This is a genomic window from Pseudomonas sp. D4-21, from assembly GCF_051132125.1.
GTDB lineage: Bacteria > Pseudomonadota > Gammaproteobacteria > Pseudomonadales > Pseudomonadaceae > Aquipseudomonas.
The window spans coordinates 319,973-341,623 of the sequence record NZ_CP071664.1 but is presented as its reverse complement, the minus strand read 5'-3'; the positions used below and the strand labels follow the sequence as shown (position 1 = coordinate 341,623).

19 protein-coding genes are annotated in these 21,651 nt (G+C 61.2%); 14 read left to right on the top strand and 5 right to left on the bottom strand.

From position 1 onward, the window contains the following. Positions 1-268: 268 nt before the first annotated feature. Positions 269-691 carry an ATP-dependent zinc protease family protein gene (locus tag J3Q04_RS01525; RefSeq protein WP_230633425.1) on the top strand — a complete coding sequence of 141 codons (423 nt, stop codon included), beginning with the start codon at positions 269-271 and terminating at the stop codon, positions 689-691. Beyond that, positions 688-1,593, top strand: coding sequence for a 30S ribosomal protein S6--L-glutamate ligase (rimK, locus tag J3Q04_RS01520; protein WP_215003541.1), 906 nt, complete (start codon positions 688-690; stop codon positions 1,591-1,593). Before J3Q04_RS01525 ends, rimK begins: the two co-directional genes overlap by 4 nt. A 130-nt stretch (positions 1,594-1,723) precedes the next feature. Here the strand turns inward: rimK and J3Q04_RS01515 are convergent, their stop codons facing one another. Both J3Q04_RS01515 and ompR read right to left on the bottom strand, forming a co-directional pair. Next, positions 1,724-3,037 carry an ATP-binding protein gene (locus tag J3Q04_RS01515; protein WP_039592640.1) on the bottom strand — a complete coding sequence of 438 codons (1,314 nt, stop codon included), beginning with the start codon at positions 3,035-3,037 and terminating at the stop codon, positions 1,724-1,726. 111 nt (positions 3,038-3,148) lie between these two features. Further along, a complete protein-coding gene (gene ompR, locus J3Q04_RS01510; RefSeq protein ID WP_003196691.1) occupies positions 3,149-3,889 on the bottom strand; it encodes an osmolarity response regulator transcription factor OmpR in 741 nt (246 codons plus the stop codon). Between the two features lie 356 nt (positions 3,890-4,245). Here ompR and J3Q04_RS01505 point away from each other — a divergent pair, with 356 nt between their 5' ends. The 7 genes from J3Q04_RS01505 to tauD all read left to right on the top strand — a co-directional run bounded on the left by J3Q04_RS01505 (position 4,246) and on the right by tauD (position 12,508). Continuing rightward, a complete protein-coding gene (locus tag J3Q04_RS01505; protein ID WP_434608363.1) occupies positions 4,246-6,570 on the top strand; it encodes a Tex family protein in 2,325 nt (774 codons plus the stop codon). Next, entirely contained in the window at positions 6,570-6,953 is a 384-nt protein-coding gene (locus J3Q04_RS01500; RefSeq protein ID WP_420766434.1) for a PaaI family thioesterase, read from the top strand. The genes J3Q04_RS01505 and J3Q04_RS01500 overlap by 1 nt, the downstream gene beginning before the upstream one ends. Before the next feature lie 269 nt (positions 6,954-7,222). After that, a complete protein-coding gene (gene gshA / locus J3Q04_RS01495; protein ID WP_420766435.1) occupies positions 7,223-8,806 on the top strand; it encodes a glutamate--cysteine ligase in 1,584 nt (527 codons plus the stop codon). Positions 8,807-8,989: 183 nt separating this feature from the next. After that, positions 8,990-9,967: a taurine ABC transporter substrate-binding protein gene (gene tauA / locus J3Q04_RS01490; protein ID WP_434608366.1), complete on the top strand. Its 978-nt coding sequence runs from the start codon at positions 8,990-8,992 to the stop codon at positions 9,965-9,967. A gap of 19 nt (positions 9,968-9,986) precedes the next feature. Continuing rightward, the gene (gene tauB, locus J3Q04_RS01485; protein WP_434608368.1) at positions 9,987-10,781 is read left to right on the top strand and encodes a taurine ABC transporter ATP-binding subunit; all 795 of its coding nucleotides are present in this window, start codon (positions 9,987-9,989) and stop codon (positions 10,779-10,781) included. After that, positions 10,778-11,617 carry a taurine ABC transporter permease TauC gene (gene tauC / locus J3Q04_RS01480; RefSeq protein WP_434608369.1) on the top strand — a complete coding sequence of 280 codons (840 nt, stop codon included), beginning with the start codon at positions 10,778-10,780 and terminating at the stop codon, positions 11,615-11,617. Before tauB ends, tauC begins: the two co-directional genes overlap by 4 nt. Positions 11,618-11,665: 48 nt before the next feature. Beyond that, complete coding sequence (tauD, locus tag J3Q04_RS01475) at positions 11,666-12,508, top strand: taurine dioxygenase (RefSeq protein ID WP_420766439.1); 843 nt, start codon at positions 11,666-11,668, stop codon at positions 12,506-12,508. 186 nt (positions 12,509-12,694) lie between these two features. On the opposite strand, the gene mgrA is transcribed toward tauD, so the two are convergent. Both mgrA and J3Q04_RS01465 read right to left on the bottom strand, forming a co-directional pair. Continuing rightward, a complete protein-coding gene (gene mgrA / locus J3Q04_RS01470; RefSeq protein WP_434561220.1) occupies positions 12,695-13,732 on the bottom strand; it encodes an L-glyceraldehyde 3-phosphate reductase in 1,038 nt (345 codons plus the stop codon). Between the two features lie 205 nt (positions 13,733-13,937). Beyond that, positions 13,938-14,828, bottom strand: a complete 891-nt coding sequence (locus tag J3Q04_RS01465; protein WP_434608370.1) for a LysR family transcriptional regulator — start codon at positions 14,826-14,828, stop codon at positions 13,938-13,940. A gap of 126 nt (positions 14,829-14,954) precedes the next feature. Between J3Q04_RS01465 and J3Q04_RS01460 the strand changes: the two genes are divergently transcribed. Further along, entirely contained in the window at positions 14,955-15,695 is a 741-nt protein-coding gene (locus J3Q04_RS01460; protein WP_420766442.1) for an SDR family oxidoreductase, read from the top strand. 160 nt (positions 15,696-15,855) lie between these two features. On the opposite strand, the gene betT is transcribed toward J3Q04_RS01460, so the two are convergent. After that, positions 15,856-17,817: a choline transporter BetT gene (gene betT / locus J3Q04_RS01455; RefSeq protein WP_434611683.1), complete on the bottom strand. Its 1,962-nt coding sequence runs from the start codon at positions 17,815-17,817 to the stop codon at positions 15,856-15,858. Between the two features lie 389 nt (positions 17,818-18,206). Between betT and J3Q04_RS01450 the strand changes: the two genes are divergently transcribed. The 4 genes from J3Q04_RS01450 (at position 18,207) to tcyN (ending at position 21,634) form a co-directional block, all read left to right on the top strand. Continuing rightward, positions 18,207-19,199, top strand: coding sequence for a D-cysteine desulfhydrase (locus J3Q04_RS01450; protein ID WP_434608372.1), 993 nt, complete (start codon positions 18,207-18,209; stop codon positions 19,197-19,199). 203 nt (positions 19,200-19,402) lie between these two features. After that, a complete protein-coding gene (tcyJ, locus tag J3Q04_RS01445) occupies positions 19,403-20,203 on the top strand; it encodes a cystine ABC transporter substrate-binding protein (RefSeq protein WP_434608375.1) in 801 nt (266 codons plus the stop codon). Further along, positions 20,203-20,868, top strand: a complete 666-nt coding sequence (gene tcyL, locus J3Q04_RS01440) for a cystine ABC transporter permease (RefSeq protein ID WP_420766445.1) — start codon at positions 20,203-20,205, stop codon at positions 20,866-20,868. The genes tcyJ and tcyL overlap by 1 nt, the downstream gene beginning before the upstream one ends. Before the next feature lie 4 nt (positions 20,869-20,872). Beyond that, the gene (gene tcyN / locus J3Q04_RS01435) at positions 20,873-21,634 is read left to right on the top strand and encodes an L-cystine ABC transporter ATP-binding protein TcyN (RefSeq protein WP_420766446.1); all 762 of its coding nucleotides are present in this window, start codon (positions 20,873-20,875) and stop codon (positions 21,632-21,634) included. Positions 21,635-21,651 lie beyond the last annotated feature (17 nt).

Sequence of the window (21,651 nt, the reverse complement as noted above, 5' to 3'; positions counted from 1 at the left end):
GGAACTGTACTACCGTTTTTGTCGGGCGCACGAATCCGTCCCGACGGATAGAATGCCCGCCGAACCGCCTGTCCGCATGGCATGCGTCGGCATCGGTTACACATGCAAACAAGTACGTAGATAACTGTCGTCATTTTGTGATTATTCTGCGTGAATACCGCGATTCGCGGGACCCGCAATCCGATGCGCCAATTTCAGGTTGTTTTTATTGAAGACTTTCGACCATCTGACCGTTGTCGGTCTGCGCGAGTGGGTGGCGCTCCCTGATCTGGGAGTCGCCGGGCTACGGGCAAAAATCGACACCGGCGCCAGCACCTCGAGCCTGCACGCCACCGACATCGAGCCATTCGAGCGTGACGGCGAAAAATGGGTGCGCTTCACCGCGCACCTCGGCACCGTCGTGCAACTGCGCCATCGCCGCTGCGAAGCACCCTTGGTGGCGCGCAAGACCATCAAGAGCTCCAACGGCCACGCCCAGGTCCGCTATGTGATCAGCACCACGCTGGCGTTGGGCGATCGGTTCTGGCGGGTCGAATTCACCCTCGCCTGCCGCAAATCCATGCGTTATCGCCTGTTGCTGGGTTCCAAGGCCTTGATCGACGGCCAGTTGGTGGTCAATCCAGGCATCAAATACGTTCAAGACAAGCCGGCATTCCCGGTATCCACTACCTCTGCCACAGGTGTTGCATGAAGATCGCTGTGCTGTCGCGAAACCCGCGTCTGTATTCCACCCGCCGCCTGGTCGAGGCCGGGACCGAGCGTGGCCATGAAATGGTGGTGATCGATACCCTGCGCGCCTACATGAACATTGCCAGCCACAAACCGCAAATCCATTACCGCGGCAAGCCGCTGGAAGGCTTCGATGCGGTGATCCCGCGTATCGGCGCGTCGGTGACCTTCTACGGTTGCGCGGTATTGCGCCAGTTCGAAATGATGGGGGTGTATCCCCTCAATGAGTCCGTTGCGATTGCCCGCTCGCGAGACAAGCTGCGCTCGCTGCAATTGCTGTCTCGGCGTGGCATCGGCTTGCCCGTGACCGGCTTCGCCCACTCTCCAGATGACATTCCCGACCTGATCGCCATGGTCAATGGCGCGCCTCTGGTTATCAAGGTATTGGAGGGCACCCAGGGCATTGGCGTGGTGCTGTGCGAAACCGCAACGGCGGCGGAGTCGGTGATCGAAGCATTCATGGGCCTGAAGCAGAACATCATGGTCCAGGAATACATCAAGGAAGCCGGGGGCGCGGACATTCGTTGCTTCGTGGTCGGCGACAAAGTAATCGCGTCGATGAAGCGCCAGGCCAAGCCAGGGGAGTTTCGCTCCAACCTGCATCGCGGCGGCAGCGCAAGCCTGATCAAGATCACGCCGGAAGAGCGCATGACCGCCCTGCGGGCAGCCAAGGTCATGGGGCTGGCGGTGGCTGGCGTGGACATCCTGCGCTCCAATCACGGACCGCTGGTGATGGAAGTCAACTCCTCGCCAGGCCTGGAAGGCATCGAGACCACCACCAGCAAGAACGTGGCAGGGATCATCATCGAGCACTTGGAGAAAAACGGCGGGCCGAACATGACCCGGACCAAGGGCAAGGGGTAATCCATTTATAAATTACTGTGGGAGCGAGCTTGCTCGCGATGACGGTGTGTCAGCCAACATAAATTTGGCTGAGCCACCGCATCGCGAGCAAGCTCGCTCCCACAGGTTTTGCGCCTTCCGAGCGATTCCGCTACACCGCATCCCGAGGCAACATCAAGCCCAACGGCAGCCGCACCCGCGCTTCCAGTCCGCCGCCCACGCGATTGCGCAGCTCGACGTTGCCGCCGTGCATCGAGGCGATGCGCTTGACGATCGCCAGGCCCAGTCCCGTGCCCTTTCCCCCCCGGGCGCGATCGCCTCGGGTGAACGGATTGAAAATGGCCTCCAATTCCGACGGATCGATGCCGGCGCCTCGGTCCATGACGCTCAGCACGACGTAGGGCGCGCTGGTATCGCCCGAAACGTAGGCGGCCACTTCCACACCTGTGCCTGCATGGTTCAGGGCGTTGCCGATCAGGTTGTTCAGCAGGCGCTTCATCGATACGCGACGTAGCGGGAACGGCTGGATCGGCTCCAGGCGCAGGTGGACCTTCTCTTCGTTCTGGTTATAGGGTGCAGCCACCTCCCGAACCAGGTCGCTGAGATCGACTTCTTCCACCGACTCATCACGACCGTCGCGAATGAATGCCAGGAACTGGTCAAGAATCGCGTCCATGTCTTCGATATCGCGGACCATTTCATCAGTCAGGTCGGTGTGCTCGCCCATCAACTCCAGCGATAACCGCAACCGGGTCAGGGGCGTGCGCAAGTCATGGGAGACCCCTGCAAGCATCAGCTCACGCTCGCGTCCGGCCTGCTCGACATCCTCGGCCATCTGGTTGAACGCTCGGTACACCTCGGTCATCTCGCTGGGCGTATCGCTGATCGGCAACCGTACACTACGCCCCTGGCCCAATTGCCGGGCGGCGTACACGAGGCGTTTGAGCGGTTGGTTGAGCTGGCTGACGAAGATCCACGCCGAAGCCGTCGAAAGCAGGCCGATCGCCAGGAACCAGCCCAGCACGTTCCAGATCTTCTGGCCCCGCAATGGATGGGGGTACAGCGGAACCTTCAGCCAACCATCCCCAAGGCTTGGAGCGCGCACCCACAATGCCGGCGGCGAGTGCATGCGCAATCGCACCTCGGTGTCGGCGCCCAACTCGGCCTGCATCTGCCGCTGATAGATCTCGCTGTATGGCCAGTGCTGCTCGCCTTCCGGCACGCCGGCTCCGACCACCCGAATCAATGTTGCCGCCTCGGCAATCTTTGCTCGATTGGTTTCGTCGGCCGCCCAGTAGGCCCGCAATGTCAAGGCAACGCCGTGACTGTATTGGCGGTCCACCAGCACGTCTTCGTTCATCAGCAGGTAGACCAACGTCAGCGCCTTGGAAAAAAGCACGACGATGAGCACCAGCCAGAGGGTGCGGGAAAAGAAACTCTGGGGGAACCAAACGGGGGTTTTCATGAATAGCCGCTACACACTTGCAGGAGCGAGCGATGCTCGCACAATGACGGACCGCGAGTCGCCTGGAAAAGACTTCAATCAACCAGGCTTCCCGCTCCTACAAATCGCCGATCACTTGCTGGCGGCGCCATCCGGCACGAATACGTAGCCTACGCCCCAGACGGTCTGGATATAACGCGGCTTGGATGGATCGGGCTCGATCATCCGGCGCAAGCGGGAAATCTGCACGTCGATGGAACGCTCCAGCGCATCCCATTCCCGGCCACGGGCCAAATTCATCAGCTTGTCTCGGGTCAGCGGCTGGCGAGCGTTCATCACCAGGGCCTTGAGGACCGCGAACTCACCGGTGGTGAGCATGTGTACCTCGTCGCCGCGCTTGAGCTCGCGGGTGGCCAGCGACAGTTCATAGTCGCCGAAGGTGACGCTTTCGTCTTCGCTGCCCGGCGCGCCCGGCACCGGCGCCGACTGGCGACGCAAGACCGCCTTGACCCGCGCCATCAGCTCGTCCGGATTGAACGGCTTGGCCAGGTAATCGTCGGCGCCCAGTTCAAGGCCCTTGATACGGCTCAGCTCGTCGCCCTTGGCGGTCAGCATGATGATCGGGATCTGGTTGTTCGCGCCGCGCAGGCGGCGACAGGCGGTCAAGCCGTCTTCACCGGGCAGCATCAGGTCGAGGACGACGAGGTTGAAAACCTCACGGGCCAACAGACGGTCCATTTGCTCCGTGTTCGGTACAGTGCGGGCTCGGTAACCCTTGCTGACGAAAAAGCGCTCCAGCAGGCTGCTCAGCCCTGGATCGTCGTCAACAATCAGAATTTTTTCGCCTTCAGCAGTTTGTGCGGTGCTGCTCATAGGAAGCTCCTTTGATCTCGGCGCGCATTATGGCCTAGCTGCCGTTGTGCGTACCGTGTGCATTGTTAGCAGATTTTTCGCCTATCTCCAGCAATCCGCTGATCAAGCCCACGGGCGCGACGCACCCTAACGGTGGAACGCTGGTTATAATGCGCGGCCTTTGTGCCAGGACAGGGCCGGATCGTTACACCGGCGAAACACTTTTTCCCCCTGGCCAGGCAGCATTTTTTTGATTTCACGGGTCAACAGGCAGCCTTTTGACCCAGGCAGCGGCGCACGCCAGGCCGCTCAACCAGTCTCGCCGAGCCCGGCTTCTGCGGTGGCGAGCCTGATTTCACAATTTGTCAGGTGGTTTTATGGACAGCATCAACAGCCGCATCGCCGAGGAACTCGGCGTCCGCCCACAACAGGTCGAAGCGGCCGTCGCGCTACTCGATGAAGGCTCCACGGTCCCTTTCATCGCCCGTTACCGGAAAGAAGTGACAGGCAGCCTCGATGACACTCAATTGCGTCATCTGGAAGAGCGCCTGCGCTACCTGCGCGAACTCGACGAACGGCGCATCAGCATCCTGGCGAGCATCCAGGAGCAGGGCAAGCTGACCCCGCAACTCGAACGCGACATCAAGCTGGCCGACACCAAGACCCGCCTCGAAGACTTGTACCTGCCCTACAAGCAAAAGCGCCGCACCAAGGGCCAGATCGCCCTGGAAGCCGGCCTCGGCGAGCTGGCCGACGGCCTGTTCAACGACCCGACCCTCGCCCCGGAAACCGAAGCCGCGCGTTTTATCGATGCGGAAAAAGGCGTGGCGGACGTAAAGGCCGCGCTGGAAGGCGCCAAGTACATCCTCATGGAGCGTTTCGCCGAAGACGCCAACCTGCTGGAAAAGCTGCGTAACTTCCTCAAGCAGGAGGCGACCCTCAGTGCCCGCGTGATCGCCGGCAAAGAGGAGGAAGGCGCCAAGTTCCGCGACTACTTCGAGCACGACGAACCGCTCAAGAGCATGCCGTCCCACCGTGCCCTGGCGATTTTCCGTGGCCGCAACGAAGGCATTCTCAGCTCCGCGCTGAAGGTCGGCGAAGAACTGCCCGGCACCATGCACCCGTGCGAAGGCATGATCGCCCAGCAATTCGGCATCCAGAACCAGAACCGCGCCGCCGACAAATGGCTGGCCGAGGTGGTGCGCTGGACCTGGAAGGTCAAGCTCTATACCCACCTGGAAACCGACTTGCTCGGTGAGTTGCGCGATAACGCCGAGACCGAGGCGATCAACGTATTCGCCCACAACCTGCACGACCTGCTGTTGGCCGCGCCGGCCGGCCCCCGCGCCACGCTGGGCCTGGACCCGGGCCTGCGCACCGGTTGCAAGGTAGCGGTCGTCGATTCCACCGGTAAGTTGCTGGACCACGCCACGGTCTACCCGCACGTGCCGCACAACAAATGGGACCAGACCCTCGCGGTGCTCGCCGCCCTGTGCACCAAGCATTCGGTGGACCTGATCGCTATCGGCAACGGCACCGCCAGCCGCGAGACCGACAAGCTGGCAGCGGAACTGATCAAGAAATACCCGGCCATGAAAATGACCAAGGTCATGGTCTCCGAAGCCGGTGCTTCTGTTTATTCGGCGTCGGAACTGGCTTCGAAGGAATTCCCGGACCTGGACGTGTCGATCCGTGGCGCGGTGTCGATCGCCCGTCGCCTGCAGGATCCACTGGCGGAACTGGTGAAGATCGATCCGAAATCCATCGGTGTCGGTCAATACCAGCACGACGTGTCCCAACTGAAACTGGCCCGTGGCCTGGACGCCGTGGTGGAGGATTGCGTGAACGCCGTGGGTGTGGACGTGAACACCGCTTCGGTGGCACTGCTGGCGCGGATTTCCGGCCTGAACGCGACACTCGCGCAGAACATTGTCACCCACCGTGATGAACATGGCGCGTTCAAGACCCGCGCCGCGTTGAAGAAAGTCCCGCGCCTGGGTGAAAAAACCTTCGAACAAGCCGCCGGCTTCCTGCGCGTCATGAACGGCGACAACCCGCTCGACTCCTCGGCGGTCCACCCGGAAGCCTATCCGCTGGTCCAACGCATCGCCGCCCAGACCGACCGCGACATCCGCTCGCTGATCGGCGACGCGGCGTTCCTCAAGCGCCTGGACCCGAAGAAATTCACCGACGAAACCTTCGGCCTGCCCACCGTGACCGACATTCTGCAAGAGCTGGAGAAGCCGGGCCGCGACCCGCGTCCGGAATTCAAGACCGCCGAATTCCAGGAAGGCGTCGAAGACCTCAAGGACTTGCAACCGGGCATGATCCTCGAAGGCGTGGTCACCAACGTGACCAACTTCGGCGCGTTCGTTGATATCGGCGTGCACCAGGACGGCCTGGTACACATCTCGGCACTGTCGGAAAAATTCATCAAGGACCCGCGCGAAGCCGTGAAGGCCGGCGACGTGGTGAAAGTGAAGGTCATGGAAGTCGATATCCCGCGCAAACGCGTTGGCCTGTCGATGCGCATGAGTGACACGCCGGGTGAGAAGGTCGACGGTGCCCGCGGTGCTCGCCCAGGCGCCGCCCCACGCCAGTCGCAGAACACCGCGCCCCGCAAGGAGACCGCCACGGCGGCCCCGGCGAACAACGCCATGGCCTCGCTGTTCGCCAACGCCAAGCAATTGAAAAAACGCTGATGGACGCGCCAGCCGGGTTGGTGGAGAGCGCGTTTTTCAAGCTGCTCGGCTGCCGCTTGCACAGCCTTGGGGACGGGGTGGCGCAGGTCACCCTGGACCTGGCCCCCGAGTTGCGTAATCGCGGCGGCAAGCTGCACGGCGGTGCGCTGTTCAGCCTGGTGGACATCGCCATGGGCCTGGCCTGCTCCAGTGTCCATGGCTTCGACCAGCAGTCTGCGACCATCGAGTGCAAGATCAACTACATCCGCGCCGTGTCCGACGGCGAGGTGTTGTGCACCGCCCGGGTCATCCACCCGGGCCGGCGCACATTGGTGGTCGAGGCCGATGTGATGCAAGGCGACAAGCTGGTCGCAAAAGCGCAAGGCACGTTCGCTGTCCTATAGCTCCTGGTCATCGATTTGAGTTAATTTCGACACCACGAATGCGGTGTCGGGCTTTCCTGTGGGAGCGAGCTTGCTCGCGATGGCGATGGACCTGTCACATTTAGTTGACTGATATACCGCTATCGCGAGCAAGCTCGCTCCCACGAGGGACGGCGGCGATCTTCTTTGACCGTATGTAAACCAGGCGAAAACGCCAGTTTTAACTTCACCCTTGTAGACCGTCTTGCCCACCCCCATATTGGGGCGACTGACGCGTGAAGGAATTCAACTTGAGCGACCTTTTAAACCGCCGCCTGGCCCTGCTCGGCGAGCGCGCCAACCTCTCCCTGCTCGAGCAGTGCCTGCACGGTATCGAACGTGAATGCCTGCGTGTCACCGACAACGGGCGCCTGGCGCAGACGCCGCACCCGCAAGCCCTGGGCTCGGCGCTGACCAACGAACAGATCACCACCGACTATTCCGAGTCGCTGCTGGAATTCATCACCCCGGCCCTGGCCAACCCGGCTGATACCCTGCGCAGCCTCGACAGGATCCACCGGTTTGTCTACAGCAAGCTCGGCGACGAATACCTGTGGAGCCCTTCGATGCCGTGTCCGCTGCCGGCTGAGGAGGAGATTCCGATCGCCTATTACGGCACCTCGAACATCGGTCGGCTCAAGTATGTCTATCGCAAGGGTCTGGCCTTGCGTTACGGCAAGACCATGCAATGCATCGCCGGGATCCACTACAACTTTTCCCTGCCGGAAAAGCTCTGGCCCCTGCTGCGCCAGGACGAAGCCAGCGATCTGAGCGACCGGGATTTCCAGTCGTCGGCCTATATCGCCCTGATCCGCAATTTCCGGCGCTACAGCTGGCTATTGATGTACCTGTTCGGCGCCTCGCCGGCCCTCGACGCCGGTTTCCTGCGTGGCCGACCGCATCAGCTGGAACAATTGGACCCGGACACCTTGTACCTGCCCTATGCCACCAGCCTGCGCATGAGCGACCTGGGTTACCAGAGCAACGCCCAGGCCGGCCTGACGCCTTGCTACAACGACCTGGCAAGCTACACCGATAGCCTGCGCAAGGCTGTGGCAACGCCGTATGCGCCGTATGTCGAGATCGGCACTCACCAGAACGGCGAATGGGTGCAGCTCAACACCAACATCCTGCAGATCGAAAACGAGTACTACTCCAACATCCGCCCCAAGCGCGTGACCTACACCGGGGAGCGACCGATCCAGGCGCTGATGGCCCGTGGCATCCAGTACGTCGAAGTACGTTGCCTGGACATCAACCCGTTCTTGCCGATGGGCATCGACCTGACCGAATCGCGGTTCCTCGATGCGTTCCTCTTGTATTGCGGCCTCGACGACAGCCCGCAATTGGAAAACAACGAGTGCAGCAACGCCACCAGCAACTTCCTGACGGTGGTCAAGGAAGGCCGCAAGCCAGGCCTGCAATTGCAGCGCCAGGGTGAATCGGTGGACATGCAAGCCTGGGCCCTGGAATTGCTGGACAAGATCGCCCCGCTGGCGGCACTGCTCGACCAAAGCCAAGGTGGTGATGACCACCGCCAGGCGCTGGACGCCCAACTGGCAAAAGTCCGCGACCCATCCCTCACGCCATCCGCCCGGGTACTGGCGGCCATGGCCGAACACAAGGAAAGCTTCGCCCAGTTCTCCCTGCGCCAGAGCAAGGCCCACGCCGAGTTTTTCCGCGCAGAGCCACTGTCGGCCGATGAAATAATTGCCTTCGAGGAAAATGCTCGGCGATCCCTGGTCCAGCAAACCGAGTTGGAGCAGAACGAAGTGGGTGATTTCGACGTGTTCGTGGGGTCGTACCAGGCGAGCATTCTAGCGATCAGTAACTGATTCGCCGCTGGCAAGAACATTCTGTGGCGAGGGAGCTTGCTTCCTTGCCACAGGGGTTTCGTGGCTTCTCGATAGACTTTTTCGCAGATAAGCTAATGCGAAAAAGTTATTTATTTTAGAGTTCTTAGATCATTTAGTCTCCTCCAACGCCGACTCTCCGGCGGCTTGTTGAGGAGCTTTACCATGTCTTTGAGTTTCCCCCTTCGCCTTCTCGCAGCCGCCTCCCTGGCCGCGGCGAGTTTTTTCGCACAGGCAACCGACCTGACCGTCGCCTACCAGACCACCGTGGACCCGGCGAAAGTCGCCCAAGCCGATGGCGCGTATGAAAAAGCCACCCAGGCCAAGATCGCCTGGCGCAAGTTCGACAACGGTGCCGATATCATCGCCGCCATCGCCTCGGGCGATGTGCAGATCGGCTACCTCGGCTCCAGCCCGCTGACCGCCGCGATCACTCGTAAGGTGCCAGTAGAAACATTCCTCATCGCGACGCAGATCGGCGCCGCCGAAGCCTTGGTGGCCCGTGACGGCTCCGGCATCAAGACCCCGCAGGACCTGATCGGCAAGAAGATCGCCGTGCCGTTTGTTTCCACCGGCCATTACAGCCTGCTCGCCGCGCTGAAATACTGGAATATCGACCCATCGAAAGTCACCGTGCTCAACCTCGCCCCACCGGCCATCATCGCGGCGTGGAAACGCGGCGACATCGACGCCACCTACGTCTGGGACCCAGCCCTGGGCGTGGCCAAGGAAAACGGCAAGGTGCTGATTACCTCTGCGGAACTGGCGCAATTTGGCGCACCGACCTTCGACGCATGGATCGTGCGCAAGGACTTCGCCCAGCAGCACCCTGAAATCGTCACGGCTTTCGCAAAAGTCACCCTGGATGCCTACGCCCAATACCGCAAGGACCCACAAGCCTGGCTGGCCGATGCGTCCAACATCGACAAGCTGGTGAAGCTATCCGGGGCCAAGGCCAGCGATATCCCGCTGTTGTTGCAAGGCAACGTATTCCCCCTGGCCGCAGACCAGGTGCTGAGCCTCGGCGCCCCAACCACCCAGGCGATAACCAACACCGCCGCGTTCCTCAAGGAGCAAGGCAAGGTCGAAGCCGTACTGCCGGATTACGCACCGTACGTCAGCGCCAAATACATCACTCGCTGATCAAAAAGGAGACACCGAGATGGCCTTGCTACAGCTGGAGCGCATCAGCGCACAGTACCCCGGCGCCACGAAACCGGTACTGGCGGATATTTCGTTGACCCTGGGCCCACAGCAGTTGCTGGTCGCCCTCGGGCCATCCGGCAGTGGCAAGACGTCGTTGCTGAACCTGATTGCCGGGTTCGTCGAGCCCAGCGCCGGGCAAATCACCTTGGACGGCGTGCCAGTGTCAGGCCCGGGCGCCGAACGTGGCGTGGTGTTCCAGGACGATGCGTTGCTGCCTTGGCAGGACGTGCTGGCAAACGTCGGGTTTGGCCTGGAACTGGCCGGGGTCGCGAGAGAAAAACGCGAGGCTCGCGCCCGGGAAATGCTTGCCTTGGTGGACCTGGCCGGGTTCGAAAAGCGTCGCGTCTGGCAGCTGTCTGGCGGTCAGAAGCAACGCGTCGGCCTGGCCCGCGCGCTGGCGGCCGATCCACGGGTACTGTTGATGGACGAACCGTTCGGAGCCCTGGACGCCTTCACCCGCGAGCAGATGCAGGAACTGCTGCTGCAGGTCTGGCAGCGCACCGCCAAACCGGTGTTCCTGATTACCCACGACATCGAAGAAGCCGTGTTCCTGGCGACCGACCTGATTTTGCTGGCGCCCGATCCCGGGCGGATCGTCGAGCGGCTGAGCCTGGATTTCGGCCACCGCTACGGCGCTGGCGAATCGGCCCGGTCGATCAAGTCCGATCCACGCTTCATCGAGACCCGCGAGCACGTGCTTGCTAGAGTGTTTTCCCAACGCAGCGCCACTCGACAACAGGAGCGCGCATGAGCAGCTATGAAATTCCAGCCGTGGCCGGCGATGCCGTGAATTCGCACGCGGCCGCACCCGCTCGACGCAGGCTGAGCACACGCTGGATCAGCGGCCTGACATTGGTGGTGTTGCTGTTTCTCTGGTGGGCGATCACCGCCACCGGGCTGATCGAACCGCTGTTCCTGCCGCCGCCCTTCGCCGTGCTGCAGAAGGGTTGGCTGCTGGCAACCAGCGGCTACATGGACTCGACACTCTGGCAACACCTGGGCGCAAGCCTCGGCCGGATTGGCCTGGGCCTGTTGTTCGCGGTGCTGACAGCGGTGCCGGTGGGCATCGCCATCGGCGCCAATCGTATTGCCCGTGGCGTGCTCGATCCGCTGATCGAGTTCTATCGGCCGATCCCTCCCCTGGCTTACTTGCCGCTGATCGTGATCTGGTGCGGCATCGGCGAGCTGTCGAAAGTCCTACTGATCTACCTGGCGATCTTCGCCCCGATCGCCATCGCTACGGCCACCGGCGTGCGCACCGTCGACCCGGCCAGATTGCGCGCCGCGCAGTCCCTGGGCGCCTCGCGGAGGCAATTGATTCGTCATGTGATCGTACCCAGCGCCTTGCCCGACATTCTTACCGGCATTCGCATCGGCCTGGGCGTGGGTTGGTCGACGCTGGTCGCCGCTGAACTGATCGCAGCCACCAGCGGCCTGGGATTCATGGTGCAGTCGGCGGCGCAATTCCTGGTCACCGATGTCGTGGTTCTGGGAATCCTGGTGATCGCAGTGATCGCCTTCGCCATGGAGATGGGCCTGCGCGCCCTGCAACGCAAACTGGTGCCATGGCACGGCCAGGCTCACTGATACGCAATGACCACGCCGACCATTCGGCGCCCATCCGAGAGAATCAAAATGAGCCGCCCGACCATTACCCCTTTAAGCATTGCCCTCGGCGCGCAGATCAACGGGATCGACATCAGCCAACCGCTGAGTCCGCAAGACCGGGATTTCGTCGAGCAGGCATTGCTGGAACATCAGGTACTGTTTTTCCGCGACCAGCCGATCGAACCACCGCAACAGGCACGTTTCGCGGCGTATTTCGGTGACCTGCACATCCATCCGATCTACCCCAACATACCGGAGCAGCCTGAAGTGCTGGTGCTCGACACCGCCGTCACCGACGTTCGCGATAACGCGGTGTGGCACACCGACGTGACCTTCTTGCCGACACCCGCCCTGGGCGCGGTGCTCAGCGCCAAGCTGCTGCCGGCGTTTGGCGGCGACACGTTATGGGCCAGCGGCATTGCAGCCTACGAAGCGTTGTCGGCGCCGTTGAAAAGTTTGCTGGAAGGTCTGACAGCGACCCACGATTTCACCCGTTCATTTCCGCTGGAGCGCTTCGGCAACTCGCCTGAAGACCTGGTGCGCTGGGAGGAAGCACGGCGCAAGAACCCGCCGTTGTCCCATCCAGTAATACGTACTCATCCAGTGAGCGGCCGCCGCTCGCTGTTCGTCAACGAAGGCTTTACCACCCGAATCAACGAGCTATCGGAAACCGAAAGCGAGGCGATCCTGAAACTGCTGTTCGCCCACGCCACCCGACCGGAGTTCACCGTTCGTTGGCGCTGGCAGGCCAACGACGTGGCGTTCTGGGATAACCGCGTGACCCAGCATTTCGCCGTGGACGACTACCGTCCCGCCCGGCGCGTGATGCACCGGGCGACGGTGTTGGGGGATGTGCCGTTTTTCAGGTGAGTGCCTTGCCCGAATGGTTTTCCGGGGTAACGCATATCCCCGTGGCGAGGGAGCTTGCTCCCGCTCGACTGCGCAGCAGTCGCAAAACCTGTCCCACTGCTTTTCCTGATACGCAGCGTTGAATGGGTTTGGGGCCGCTTCGCGGCCCAGCGGGAGCAAGCTCCCTCGCCACAGGGGTGTTCGGTGTTACTCCGCCGTCGAAGGCTTCTCCCACAGGTTAATCCCACCCTCCTGGGCAAACCGGTCGATCTCGGCCAGTTCTTCGGCGCTGAAGTTGAGGTTCTGCAACGCCCCGACGTTCTCGACGATCTGCTCCGGCCGGCTCGCGCCGATCAGGGCCGAGGTGACACGTGGATCGCGCAGCGTCCAGGCCAGGGCCATTTGAGCCAGGCTTTGGCCGCGACGCTGGGCGATTTCGTTGAGGGCGCGGACGTGGGCGATATTTTCATCCGACAGATGCGACGCTTGCAACGAGCCACCGCCCGGACGATTCACCCGCGCATCGGCCGGAATGCCCTTGAGATACTTGTCGGTCAGCAGTCCCTGGGCCAGCGGCGTGAAAGCGATGACGCCAGTGCCGAGCTCCTCGGTAGCGTCCAGCAGGTCTTTTTCCACCCAGCGATTGAGCAGGTTGTAGGCCGGCTGGTGGATCAGCAGCGGGACTTTCCATTCCTTGAGCAGCGCGGCCATTTCCCGGGTCTTCACGCCCGAATACGAAGAGATGCCTATGTACAAAGCCTTGCCCTGTTGAACGGCTGTGGCGAGGGCGCTGGCTGTTTCCTCCAGTGGCGTGTCGGGATCGAAACGGTGGGAGTAGAAAATGTCCACGTAATCCACGCCCAAGCGTTGCAGGCTCTGGTCGAGGCTGGCGAGCACGTATTTGCGCGAACCGCCGCCCTGTCCATAAGGGCCGGGCCACATGTCCCAGCCGGCCTTGCTGGAGATGATCAGTTCATCGCGGTACTGCTTGAAATCTTCACGCAACAGCCGACCGAAATTGATTTCGGCGCTGCCGTAGGGCGGGCCGTAGTTGTTGGCGAGGTCGAAATGGTTGATGCCCAGGTCGAATGCCGTGCGCAGCAAGGCTCGCTGAGTATCGATCGGCGTACTGTCGCCGAAGTTGTGCCACAAGCCGAGTGACAGGGCCGGAAGCACCAGCCCGCTGCGCCCGACGCGGCGATAGGGAATGGACTCGTAGCGGTTTTGCGCAGCGGTGTAGGTCATCGAAAAGGCTCTCTGTGCGAACGGCGAGTGGCAGAAGCTAACATTTCACAGACGCATCGGTCAGGCCGAAAGTTCGCATGGCAGGTGTGGAGCGAGCTTGCTCCGAGCGGCGATCCGACGATAGCGGTGGATCTGCCAACAAATCATCGACAGGTATGGCCTCATCGCGAGCAAGCTCGCGCCCACAGGGCTCGATAGCCTAGCCTTAACGCGCCTGCGCAAACACCTGGGCCACCCAATCCACGAACACTCGCACCCGTGACGACATGTGTCGGTTGTGCGGATAGAGCACCGACACTGGCATGGAAGGTGGTGGAGTCGCGGCGAGGACTTCCTGGATCAGACCCTGCCGGATCGGCTCCTCCATCCGGTAATGCGGGCACTGGATCAGGCCCATCCCGGCGATGGCCGACGCGGCGTAGATTTCCGCGCCGGACACTGACAACGTGCCCCCGATCGGCACTTCCTTGAGTTCGCCCTCGACCATGAACTCGAACGGATACAGCTTGCCGGTACTGCGCGAGACGTAATTCACCGCTTTGTGATGTTTCAGATCCGCGAGGCTTTTCGGCTCACCGTGCCGGCGAAGGTAAGCAGGACTGGCGCAAGTGATCTGCCGAAGATTGGCGACGCGCCGGCCAATCAATGACGAATCCGCCAACGTGCCGGAACGCACGACGCAATCAACGCCTTCGGCAATCAGGTCGACGAAACGATCCGCCTCGCTGATGAACAATTCTATTTCGGGGTAGCGAGCCATGAATTGCGGCAGCGCCGGGATCACGAAATATCGCGCCTGGGTTCCGTGCAGGTCCACCCTCAGCTTGCCTTTGGGCGCCACGCCGCGAAACGCCAGTTCGGCTTCCTCCAGCTCGGCCAGCAACTGCACGCATCGCGGGTAATAGGCTTCGCCATCAAGGGTCGGGCGTACCTTGCGGGTGCTGCGCTCCAGCAAACGCACCCCCAACCAGGCCTCGAACTGATTGAGCGTGTGGGTCAGCGTCGCCCGGGGCATGCTCAAATCTTCAGCGGCCAGGGTGAAACTGCTGCGCTCGTATATGCGGACAAATACCCGCATGGCCTTGACCTGATCCATCCGAAATCCTGCGCCCTGATTGTTGAGAGATATTGAACAGTCAAGGCAACTTTCCTGCATTTATCGCCAAGAGTAAACATGTGAATCTGGCTTCAACCTACCACGACATCTCAGGGGATTCTTGCCATGACTGTTCCAAACTCCAAAGTTGCCATTGTCACCGGCGCCTCGCGCGGCATCGGTGCAGAGATTGCCAAGCAACTGGCCACTGACGGTTTCGCCGTCGCCGTCAACTTCGCCAGCAGTGCCACCGAAGCCTCCAGGCTGGTTGTGCAGTTGCGCCAGGCCGGTCACCAGGCCATAGCGGTGAAGGCCGACGTGTCGGTTGCCGCCGATGTCAGCCGGATGTTCGATGAAGTCGAAGCACAGCTGGGCAAGATCGATGTGTTGATCAACAACGCCGGCATCCTCCAGGTCATGCCCTTGGCACAGCACAGCGATGAGCTGTTCGACCGCACGTTTGCAATCAATACCCGGGGCACGTTCAACACCTTGCGCGAAGCCGCGACCCGGCTGAACGACGGCGGCCGCATCGTGAATTTTTCCAGCAGCACCGTGGGCCTGAACCTGCCTGGCTATTCGGTGTACATCGCCAGCAAGGCCGCGGTGGAGTCGCTGACCCAGGTGTTTGCCAAGGAACTGCGCGGTCGACAGATCACGGTCAATGCCGTGGCCCCGGGGCCGGTCGCCACCGAGCTGTTCATGCACGGCAAAAGCGAAGAGCAGGTGCAGCACTACGCGAAGATGCCGCCCTTGGAGCGCCTCGGCCAGCCGGAAGACATTGCCAGCATCGTGTCTTTCCTGGCCAGCCCGGCTGCCGGCTGGGTGAACGGGCAGATCCTGCGGGCCAATGGTGGGCTGGTCTGAGGCTGCGATCTGAACCCCAAGTCAAACCGCTTTCGTCGGATCGCCGCCCGGAGCAACCTCGCTCCCACAAGGGAATCCTTGACCTGTGGGAGCGAGCCTGCTCGCGTTGGGGCCGGTGGTGCCAGACCCTAAGCTCGTTGACGCCGTCCTTGGGCTTAGCTCAGCGCACCAGATGCAAGAACTGCATATGGCGTTCGTACTGATCGAGGATGTCGTTGATGACCTGCTCCTTGGAGTAGCCCACCAGGTCGTAATCCTGGCTGCCTTCGCTCAGGTGCACCTCGGCTCGGTAGTAACGCCGGTTGTTGATTTGCTTGGAGCCCATGCCGCCCCGGGCGAAGGACGGCGTGAAGTAGCCGCGCATCTGCACCTGGTAGATGAACGGATGCTGCTCGCCGTGGCCGATCTCCAGGCTGACGCTGTCGTTGGCCGGGTCTGGCTGGGTCATCACCGCCAGGCCTTTTTCAGCGAACACCGCTTTCACTTCTTCGATGGCAGGGCGCACCGTGGTGTCCAGGAAACGGTACACCTCGTCCCGGGAAGGGAAATGCACCGCCTGGCTCAGACGCTGGCGCCAGCCGCCCGTGCCCCGGCGAGATCCCGCCACCGGCGCGAGGGAATGCAATTGCGCAATCTGCTTCTGGGATTCGAGATAGAACGCCTTGTGCAGCCCCCACATCATCAGCAAAAGAATCATGGAGAACGGCAACGACGTCAGCACCACCGCTGACTTGAGCGCATCGATGCTGCCGGAAAACAGCAAGGCACTGGTCACCAGGGCGGTCATCGCCCCCCAGAACACACGCAGCCATTTCGGCCCGTCTTCATCGGGGCTGCCACCCTTGGCAGACAATGTCGAAAGCACCACGGTGCCTGAATCGGCGGACGTGACAAAAAACACGAAGCTGATAAACACCGTGACCGCGATCACCGTCTTGCTCCACGGATAGGTTTCCAGCAGCAGGTAAAGGCTCATCGACGGGTTCTCCAGAGCGGACATGCCCAAGGCACTCATGCCATGGTTCAGTACCTGGTCGAGGGCACTGTTGCCGAAGATCGACATCCACGCCAGGGTGAAACCCAGTGGAATCAAAAGCACGCCAAACACGAATTCGCGGATCGTACGGCCACGGGAAATCCGTGCGATAAACAGCCCCACGAACGGCGACCAGGCGATCCACCACGCCCAGTAGAAAACGGTCCAGCCGCCCAACCAGTCACTGGGCTTGTTGTAGGCGTACAGGTCGAAACTTTTCATCGGCAGCGCGCCGAGGTAGTCCCCCAAATTCTGAATCAGCGTGTTGAGCAGGTGCTGCGTCGGCCCGGCAAACAGCACGAACAGCAACAGCGCGCAGGCCAGCAGCATGTTGATGTCAGACATGACCCGCACACCTTTATCGACACCCGCCACGGCGACGATGATTGCCGCCCCCATCATCAGTACGATCAGGCCAACCTGAATCCACTGCGTGTGGGCGATGCCGAACAGGTAATCCAGCCCGGAATTGAGGTGCAGCACTCCAAACCCCATGTCCGCGCCCAGGCCGAACACGGTCGCGATGATGCCGAAGCCGTCCACTGCATAACCGATCGGGCCATTGATGCGCTTGCCGATCAGCGGGTACAACGCCGACCGCAAGGCCAACGGCAAGTTGTGCCGGTAGGCGAAGTACGCCAGGGCCATGCCGACGAATGCAAAGACGCCCCAGCCGTGCAAGCCCCAGTGCAGGAATAGGATCTGCATGGCCTGGCGCGCCGCATCGGCGGTGCCGGCCTCCCCTTGGGGGGGCTGGACCAGATGGGTCAGCGGCTCCGAAACGCAAAAGAAGAACAACGTGATGCTGATCCCGGCGGCGAACAACATGCCGGCCCAGGACAGGTAACTGAACTCGGGTTCGTCGTGGTCGGCTCCGAGCTTGATCTTGCCGTAGCCGGACAATGCAGTGACTACCACGAAAATCAGATACAGGGTCATCGCCAGCAAGTAATACCAACCGACCGTGTTGGCCGCCCAGTTCTGGGCCGCCAGAAGCCACGCGCCGGCCTGCTTGGGCAGCGTGATGACAACCAGGCCGAACAGCAGGATGAAGGTCGCCGAGAAATAAAACACTGGCGGATTCATGCGGACCAGGCCGCTGGGTGGGAGGGACGAAGTGCTCATCGACAGAGCACCTCGCGAAGCGAAGCAGCGATGTGTACAAACGGACTCGGCAAAGGCAAGCCTCCTGTTGTGAGCGGGCAGCAAACCAATGGTTTAACTTGAATGAACGTTCAAGTTAAACATGAATAGGGAACTAGAGACTAATCGCCGGGCTAAATGGCACGTTTCATACACTAGCCTATGGCTGGGTATGACGTTGCTTGGCGCGCATTCGTTCAGTGTTGCCTCGAACCCTGTGGAAGCTTACAAACCCTTCTTCATTTCCATTCACGCCGGGTCGAAGATTGCTGGTTGCCGCCCGAATATCCACATGTCTATAGTCCGACATCGCCTACAACCAGTACGGACTCATGATCAAAGAACAGCTGTCCCGCTTTCATCGTCTCGACCTGCTCGGTCATCCGACACCGCTGGAAAAACTTGAACGCCTCTCCCAATGGCTCGGCCGCGAGGTCTACATCAAGCGCGACGACCTGACGCCCTTGGCACTGGGCGGCAACAAGCTGCGCAAGCTTGAATACCTGGGCGCCGACGCGTTGGCCCAAGGTGCCGACACCCTCATCACCGCTGGCGCGATCCAGTCCAACCATGTCCGCCAGACGGCTGCCTTGGCCGCCAGGCTGGGCCTGGGTTGCGTGGCGCTGCTGGAAAACCCCATCGGCACCGACGACAGCAATTACCTGGGTAACGGCAATCGACTGCTGCTTGACCTGTTCGACGCGAAAGTCGAATTGGTGGATAACCTGGATAACGCCGACGATCAATTGCAGGCCCTCGCTGGCCGCCTGCGCAGCAACGGGAAAAAACCCTACCTGGTGCCGATCGGTGGTTCGAACGCCCTCGGCGCACTGGGATATGTCCGTGCTGGGCTGGAGCTGGCCGAACAGATCAAGGACACCGGTATCGATTTCGCCGCCGTCGTGCTGGCCTCGGGCAGTGCCGGAACCCACAGCGGCCTGGCGCTGGCCTTGAGCGAAAGCCTGCCCGCGCTTCCGGTCATTGGCGTGACGGTTTCCCGTAGCGAAGAAGATCAATTCCCCAAGGTCCAGGGCCTGGCCGAACGCACGGCGCAGCTGTTGGATGTCGCCGTCCCGCAAGCCTTCAAAGTGAACCTGTGGGATGAATACTTTGCTCCCCGCTACGGCGAACCCAGCGCCGGCACGCTGGCGGCGGTCAAGCTACTGGCGAGCCAGGAAGGGCTTTTGCTCGACCCGGTCTACACCGGCAAGGCCATGGCGGGCCTGCTCGACGGCATTGGTCGCGACCGCTTCGACGAGGGCCCGATCATCTTCCTTCACACCGGTGGTGCGCCGGCATTGTTTGCCTACAACGCGGCGTTTTGAGGTCCAGAAAACAATCCATGTGGTTATATAGGGAGGATTTAATATTATTTTCCAACCTATAAAAGCCACCCTATAGTCTCGCCGCAGGCGCATTTGCCGCGAGACGTCTTGGCTGCTTTAAGGCAGGATGTGGCAATCTTTTCGGAGCGCGGCGACGCCTTTCCATCCAAACGATGTCTTCTAAGAAAACACAGGGGCTTGTCATGAATTTTTCCGCATTACGTCGCAACCTGCTGGTGGGTTCGCTGGGCCTGGTACTGGGCGCCGGCCTGCTGGGGCAAGCGGTTGCCGGTGAGCAACTGCAAAACATCAAGGACGCTGGTGAAATCAAGATCGGCCTGGAAGGCACGTACCCACCGTTCAGCTTCGTTGACGCCGACGGCAAGCTGACCGGTTTCGAAGTGGAATTTTCCGAAGCCCTGGCCAAGGAGCTGGGTGTGAAGGTCAAGCTGCAGACCACCCCATGGGCAGGCATCCTCGCGGCACTGGAATCCAAGCGCCTGGACGCTGTGGTCAATCAGGTGACCATTTCTGAAGAACGCAAGAAGAAATACGACTTCTCGGAGCCGTACACTGTTTCCGGCATTCAAGCGCTGGTCCTGAAGAAGAAAGCCGACGAGCTGAACATCAAGAAAGCCGCTGACCTGGGCGGTAAAAAAGTCGGCGTTGGCTTGGGCACCAACTACGAACAGTGGGTCAAGGCCAACGTGCCTACCGCCGATGTACGCACTTACGAAGATGACCCGAGCAAGTTCCAGGACCTGCGCGTTGGCCGCATCGACGCCATCCTGATCGACCGCCTCGCCGCGCTGGAATACGCCAAGAAAGCCGAGGACACGACCGCCGCCGGCGAAGCCTTCTCTCGCCAGGAGGCCGGTATCGCCCTGCGCAAAGGCGAGCCTGAGTTGTTGGCCGCCGTGAACAAAGCCATAGAAAAACTGCGCGCCGACGGCACGCTGAAAAAACTGTCGGAAAAATATTTCAACGCTGACGTCACCCAATAATGGAAGCAGCTCTTCAACTCGCGTTGGACTCCGCGCCCTTCCTGCTCAAGGGCGCGTATTACACCGTCATCCTCAGCCTGGGCGGGATGTTCTTCGGCTTGTTGCTGGGGTTCGGCCTGGCGCTGATGCGCCTGTCTCGTCTCAAGGTGGTCAACTGGATAGCCCGCGCCTACGTGTCGTTCTTTCGCGGCACGCCGTTGCTCGTGCAGTTATTCCTGATCTATTACGGGTTGCCGCAGCTGGGGGTCGAGCTGGACCCGCTCCCAGCGGCGCTGATCGGTTTCTCGCTGAACATGGCGGCCTATGCCTGTGAGATCCTGCGGGCCGCCATCAGCTCCATCGAGCGCGGCCAGTGGGAAGCGGCGGCGAGCATCGGGATGACCCGTGCCCAGACTCTGCGTCGGGCCATTTTGCCGCAAGCCGCGCGTACGGCCCTGCCACCGCTGGGCAACAGCTTCATCTCCCTGGTCAAGGACACCGCGCTGGCGGCGACTATCCAGGTGCCGGAGCTGTTCCGTCAGGCGCAATTGATCACCGCCCGTACCTTCGAAATCTTCACCATGTATCTTGCCGCCGCGCTGATCTACTGGGTTCTCGCCACCGTGCTTTCGCACTTGCAGAACGTATTGGAAGCTCGGGTCAATCGGCACGACCAGGAGTCCTGACCCCATGATTGTCGTGGAAAAACTGACAAAGCAGTTCAAGGGCCAGGTGGTGCTCAACGGCATCGACTTGAAGATCGAAGAAGGCGAAGTGGTTGCGATCATCGGCCCCAGCGGTTCGGGCAAGACGACCTTCCTGCGCTGCCTGAATTTCCTCGAAGAGCCCAGCAGCGGTCGGATCAAGGTCGGCGACATCGAGATCGATGGCAGTCGCCCTTTGAACCAGCAGCAGGGCCTGGTGCGTCGTTTGCGCCAGCAGGTCGGTTTCGTGTTCCAGAACTTCAATCTGTTCCCCCACCGCACCGCGCTGGAGAACGTCACCGAAGGCCCGATCGTGGTGAAAAAGACGCCCCGTGCCGACGCCGAAGCGCTGGGTCGCAAACTGTTGGCGAAAGTCGGCTTGGCCGGCAAGGAAAACGCCTATCCAAGGCGCCTGTCCGGTGGCCAGCAACAGCGCGTGGCAATCGCCCGGGCGCTGGCGATGGAACCGGCGGTGATCCTCTTCGACGAGCCCACCTCGGCCCTCGACCCGGAACTGGTGGGTGAAGTATTGGCAACCATTCGTGGCTTGGCCGAAGAAAAACGCACCATGGTCATCGTGACCCACGAGATGGGCTTCGCCCGGGATGTGGCAAACCGCGTGGTGTTCTTCGACAAAGGCGTGATCGTTGAACAAGGCGAAGCCAAGGCATTGTTTGAAGCACCGAAAGAAGAGCGTACCCGACAGTTCCTCAGCAAGTTCCTCTCAGCCGGACACGGCACGCACTAAAGCAGCACAATGTCGTT